Annotated in this window: 5 protein-coding genes; 2 read left to right on the top strand and 3 right to left on the bottom strand. The window is 59.3% G+C overall.

The window, feature by feature from the left end:
- Both LPU83_RS23885 and LPU83_RS23805 read left to right on the top strand, forming a co-directional pair.
- On the top strand, window positions 1-485 hold a 485-nt coding region (locus LPU83_RS23885), incomplete at its 5' end, for an integrase core domain-containing protein (protein ID WP_157997294.1).
- Between the two features lie 371 nt (window positions 486-856).
- Entirely contained in the window at window positions 857-2086 is a 1230-nt protein-coding gene (locus tag LPU83_RS23805) for an MFS transporter (RefSeq protein ID WP_024319189.1), read from the top strand.
- Window positions 2087-2145: 59 nt separating this feature from the next.
- Here the strand turns inward: LPU83_RS23805 and LPU83_RS73745 are convergent, their stop codons facing one another.
- The 3 genes from LPU83_RS73745 to LPU83_RS23570 form a co-directional block, all read right to left on the bottom strand.
- Complete coding sequence (locus LPU83_RS73745; protein ID WP_231052382.1) at window positions 2146-2364, bottom strand: hypothetical protein; 219 nt, start codon at window positions 2362-2364, stop codon at window positions 2146-2148.
- A gap of 496 nt (window positions 2365-2860) precedes the next feature.
- The gene (locus LPU83_RS23575; protein ID WP_024319188.1) at window positions 2861-4096 is read right to left on the bottom strand and encodes an ATP-grasp domain-containing protein; all 1236 of its coding nucleotides are present in this window, start codon (window positions 4094-4096) and stop codon (window positions 2861-2863) included.
- 372 nt (window positions 4097-4468) lie between these two features.
- Window positions 4469-5271: transposase (locus LPU83_RS23570; RefSeq protein ID WP_157997293.1), on the bottom strand; the 803-nt coding region annotated here is incomplete at its 5' end.

Below are 5271 nucleotides of genomic sequence, written 5' to 3'. Positions count from 1 at the left end.
TGGCAGCGATCCCGGACACATCTATCTCCGGTCGACGTGTCGCCCGAGAACTGACGACGCTGATCGAACGGCGCGGCAAGCCAGGAATGATCGTCTCCGACAACGGCACCGAACTAACGTCGAATGCCATCCTCGCCTGGTCGAAAGATCACAAGGTCGAATGGCATTACATCGCCCCGGGAAAGCCGATGCAGAACGGCTATGTCGAGAGTTTCAACGGGCGCATGCGCGACGAGCTGCTCAACGAAAGCCTGTTCTTCGGCCTCGATCATGCCCGAAGCGCCATTGCCGAATGGGCGGACGATTACAACCATTTCCGGCCGCACTCATCGCTCGGATACAAAACCCCGGCAGACTTTGCTGGGACCATCGCCGCAACCGGCTCCAACGCTGCGCAAGATGAGAACTTCGCGTTTCTGCCGGTTGCTCACACCGCGCCACTTGGCGTATTCAAAACCGCCGGGGCTCTAGTCGCCGCTGGATGAAAGTTCAGTGGCAGGTCATTGGCACTTCTGTGCAGAATTTGTCACGTAGCGAATCGCTCTAAGCTTGCGAGAAGAGTACACCATCAAAGTCTGGGATCAAACACTTAGAGAGCAGAAGAACGCGTACCAGACATGAAGACCTGAAGTGCATACGCGCTGCCACTGGTTCGCGGAGTCAGCGTATAGGCAGCCGGTGTCGATACTATCTTCCTAAGTAGGTGCACACGGCCGATGTCGCCGTTTAAAGGTGCCAAGCCACCGCCAAAAATCCAGTTCGGACTAAATTGGATCGCACCTGAGAGAGCGGGCCGTTGCGGGAGTGCGGGCCGCACAGGTCAGACGTGGCCATCCTGATGGACGTGTAACCGGTCATGCATCAACTTTCAAAACGGCAGGGTTCATACCGCGATCTTTTGAAGATTCCTGGCCTCTTCCCTCTCATCGTTGCTGCGACCCTGTCCCGTCTGGCCGGGCGCATGTTCGTCCTCACATTGGTTCTGTTCGCCCTTGCGCAGTTTTCGTCATCGACGGTGGCAGGGTGGCTGACATTTGCAGCGATCGTTCCTGGTCTAATTGTAAGCCCTCTTGCGGGCGTTCTCCTCGATCGCGTAGGGCCGACAATTGCGGTTAGGATCGACATGATCGCCAGTGCAGTCTTCGTCGTCGCGATCAGTTTCGTCGGTTGGGCCGGTTGGTCCAGTCCGCCGACCTTGTTCATCCTGGTGATGCTGTTCTCGCTCACCGGGCCTTTGGGCGCTGCGGGAACCCGCATTCTGCTGCCGCGGCTCGTTCCACCCGGCGCGCTTGATCAGGCCAACGCACTGGACATCGCAGTCTACGCCATCGTCGATGTCGTTGGGCCGGCGATGGCGGGCGTCGTCCTCGTCTGGCTTGGGCCAGAAGCTGCGATGGCTGTGATCGCCGCAGCGTACGCAGGTGCCGCGATCTGCTTGCCCCACGTCCAACACTTGCCGGGATCGGATCCCGCACACACATCTTTCTTGCGTCAAACGATCGAAGGCATTCAGATGGTGGCGCGGCAGCCGACCCTCCGCGGCCTAGCCGTCTCCTATTCACTGTATGAGATCACATGGGGCGCCCTCTACGTTGTGGTTCCGGTTTACGTGGCCGACCACTACGCCACGGCGGCGGGCGATTCAGTAACCGGGCTTTTGTGGGCCGCGATGGGTATTGCCGGAGGCCTCGGTGCGCTCCTTGCCGGGCATGTGCGCACAACTGGACGCGAGCGCGGTGTCATGGCCGCCGGAATGGTTGTCACCGCATTCGCAGCATGGCCGGTTGGGGCGGAATTCGGATTCGGCGGTTTGGCAGCCGGCCTGGTGCTCGCGGGAGTGGCGTCCGGGCCTATCAATGTCGCACTGCTGACCTTGCGCCAACGCCGTACCGATCCGCAACAGCTTGGCCGCGTGCTTTCCATTTCGATCAGCCTGAACGGCGCCGGTTTCCCGCTGGGCTCGGCCATTGCTGGGATGGTGATCCCTGAATCGTTGTCAGCCACATTCGTTCTGGCAGGTGTCGCCTCCGTCGTTGCAGCCATCGCAAGCGTGTCGATCCCTTCGGACACAGCGTCGGCGGCCTGATGCTTCGCCGCTGTCAAGCGGCGAGCAATTGACCCAGCCTATTGCCTCACCGAAGAATTCTACCGAACGATTTGGCGGGTGGAAGAACCGGCGTGATCGCCATCCAGTCGCCACGAGGATCTCAAGGGGCCTACTCCTGACGCCAGGCTTTCACGGCCATCTGCACCGTCCGCAGGCCTTTGATCGACGTTCATCCGCCGCTGCAGCACGACGGCTGCCGAGAGTGTCGGCTCGGGCTCCAGCCATGCCTCAATCTGAACTTCATAATGCTCAAGCATGGTCGGCCTCTTCGGATAGGGTTTGGCCCGCCGATATGACCGTTTATGCGTAGGTCGCACCTCGCCATTCTGCCAAGCCGTCTTCAGATTAGCGGTGAAGCGCTGCAGGTCGATGACGACAGGTTTCCTCAGGCGTTACGTGCACTCCTAGGAGCGGAAAGGGAAACAGCGACCTGGCACATTTAATGGCAGCGATCACAAGACCGCTTTATCGCGTCCGCACAGGGACGCACTCGGTCCAACCTGTGGCGATATCGGTCGGCACCATTGTCTGTACGAAGTTGCCGGATGAAGAGGTGCCGGAATGGGCCACGAAGTCGACCTCGACATAACCTGGCGCGCTGGGTCCCTGAACTTCTATCTCACCAAACTCGCTCGTTTAGGCGGTTACCTTGCAAGAACATCAGATCCGCCACCGGGAAATACGGTCGTCTGGCGCGGCCTCAGCCGGCTGACAGATATTCGCCTCGGAACCGAAACAGCAGCGACACTCATGCTATTGCACCACGCCGTCATTCTGTTCGGGCGGAAACGGAGTAATCGACCAATCGATCAAGTCGACGGCCTGCTGCAGTATCGCCTCAGTTCGAGCAAGGTCGGGTGAAACGGCGCGTACATATCCCATGGAGTCTCGGTAATCGCCTTTCCTGACGATCGGTGCCTTGGGTTTAACATGCAATTTTACCTCCGCGATCCCGGAGACCGCAGCCGCCCTACGGTCGCCATCGATCCAGTCGAGGATGCCATCGCGCTCAGGAAGCAGGGACCGCCAGGCCGCAGTGTGCGAACGCGTTTTGCGCAAATCCCATTCATCCCCGATGGCAAGCTTGATATGCTCGCTGACGAGATCAACACCGTAAGCGAGCTGAATGTGTTGAGGACAGCCACCAAGCCGCGGATTGACTTCAATGACCACTGGGCCACGCTTCGTCCAGCGGAGTTCAATGCACGATGGGCCCCAGCCAAGGCCAAGAACTCGCAAAGAGCTTAGCGAAACATCCGCGATTAGCCGATTCTCGTCATCGGTTAGTGGGGCTGGAAAGACGCCCTGACGAAAGACGAAATGGGGTGGGTGGTCGAAATCAGAGGCCTCGATCCCAAAGACCGCGTTTCCCATCATATGAGCGATGTAATGGGGACCTTCTGCGAATTCTTCCACCAATATTCTCGGCGAAGATCGCCATACGTGCTTCCCCCCCAACAAATAAGTCGTATGATCGACCACCTCATCGACGTTGCGGCACAACCGGACACCGCTGCTGCCGCTGCCCACCGCTGGCTTGATAACCACTGGCAGGCCGATCTCCGCAGCAGAACTTTCAACCTCAGTCGCATTCGTTGACAAGCGGTAAGCAGGTATTGGGACGCCAGCCTCCGCAAGGAGCTGGTGTTGAGTGAATTTGTCGCAGCACCGTTCAACGGCTGCGGGGTTCGGTCCCGGTAGACCGAAATGCCGGCAGAGCTTGGCAACGGTTGCATAGACCGACTCCTGGGCGCTCGTAATGCCGACAATGTCATACCTTTCACCCAGCCGAGAACATTCGCGAATCAGCGTATTGAGATTGCCTGTATCGACCCGGATTGCCTCAATGCTTTCCGCCGCAAGATAGTCGTACTGAGCTGGATCAGCCGACAGGGTAATTGGATGAAGTCCAAGACGCTGGGCCGCTTGGACGTACAGCGGACCATTGTTCCTGGTGCCTTCAACTATTATAAGCGCTCTTCTTGCCATGGCCGTTGACACCTCCACTTGTGCTGTGTAGTCGCTTGAGCGACGCGGCATCAGCGTTTTGTCCGTGCGTGAGCTCAAATTTCAGGGCAAACGTAGCACTGTGAGCGATCTGTTGTCGCAAAGATTCTGTGAAGTTATCTGGAAGTATCTGTTGCGATGCTTTGCGGATCTAGCTTAGCTAGTGCCCGTCCATAAACGCCTGTTTTTCTGGGGTTTTCAAGGTTGCTTGTCCACTGAAGGATGTTTGTTGGGACGGGTGATGGCACAGAACCCTGCAGGTTATGGCCCGAAGAGCGATCTGGCGGCAATGGGGTCATGGGGTATCGGCCGACGCTCGCCGGGCTTGCTCTGAACGCTACCGGATCAGGAGCGTCAGGTCGGCCTGAGGCGGGCAAAGAGGGCGAGATTGTAAGCGACCACCGAGGACCAGACATAAGCCTTAAAGTGGTCGAGCCCGCGCCAGGTGCAGCGCCCCAAGCCATAAGCGCGTTTCAGGCAAGAGATGCCGGCCTCGATGCCAGCGCGGAAGTTTCTGAGCTTGCGATAGACCCAGCGGCTTGTGACCATGTCTTCGATCTTGAGGCCGCACTTCTTGTGGAAGGCCATGTCGCGGATGCCGCAGGCTTTGGCTCCGCTCAGATTTTCGCGGCTGGCATAGCCGCCGTCGGCCGCCGCCTGACGCGGCGCCTGGCCGTAAAAGGCGATGTGGCGTTCCAGCATCGGCAGCAAGCGCTCGCTGTCGGCCGGGTTGCCGGCTTCGACGACGAGGTCGAGGATCAGTCCGCTTCTGCCGGTGGTCAGATTGAGTTTATGACCGTAGTCGACGTCGCGGCTGCCCTTGACGATGATGTCGGCATGCGGCTCGAACAGGCTCACCAGCTTGTCGCCCGCCGGCACCGGCTCGCCGGCCAGGACCCGCCGTTCGGTCTGCGCGATGATCCGCTCGATCAGCGGCTTATAGTGGCAGACTTGCGCCTGCCAGAGTTCAACCGCCGGGCCCACCGCCAGGGTCGGCCGTTCAACCGCCTGTTCGAGATAACTCAAGGTGGTGCGCGTGATCTTGAGCAGTTCGCGGTAGTGCTTCACCCGTTTCGGGCGGCCGCGGGAATATTCGATCGCTCGAGCCCGCTTCTTTGCCGCGCGGCGGTGGTCGTGCCATGGGATGGCACGACCCT

Origin of the sequence: Rhizobium favelukesii (assembly GCF_000577275.2) — a bacterium.
GTDB lineage: Bacteria > Pseudomonadota > Alphaproteobacteria > Rhizobiales > Rhizobiaceae > Rhizobium > Rhizobium favelukesii.
This window is presented reverse-complemented; position numbering and strand designations above follow the sequence as displayed.

Excerpts from the sequence above, each read along its gene's own strand:
- LPU83_RS23805 (WP_024319189.1), top strand. The coding sequence starts at position 857 with ATGCATCAACTTTCAAAACGGCAGGGTTCATACCGCGATCTTTTGAAG.
- LPU83_RS73745 (WP_231052382.1), bottom strand. The coding sequence starts at position 2,364 with ATGCTTGAGCATTATGAAGTTCAGATTGAGGCATGGCTGGAGCCCGAG.
- LPU83_RS23575 (WP_024319188.1), bottom strand. The coding sequence starts at position 4,096 with ATGGCAAGAAGAGCGCTTATAATAGTTGAAGGCACCAGGAACAATGGT.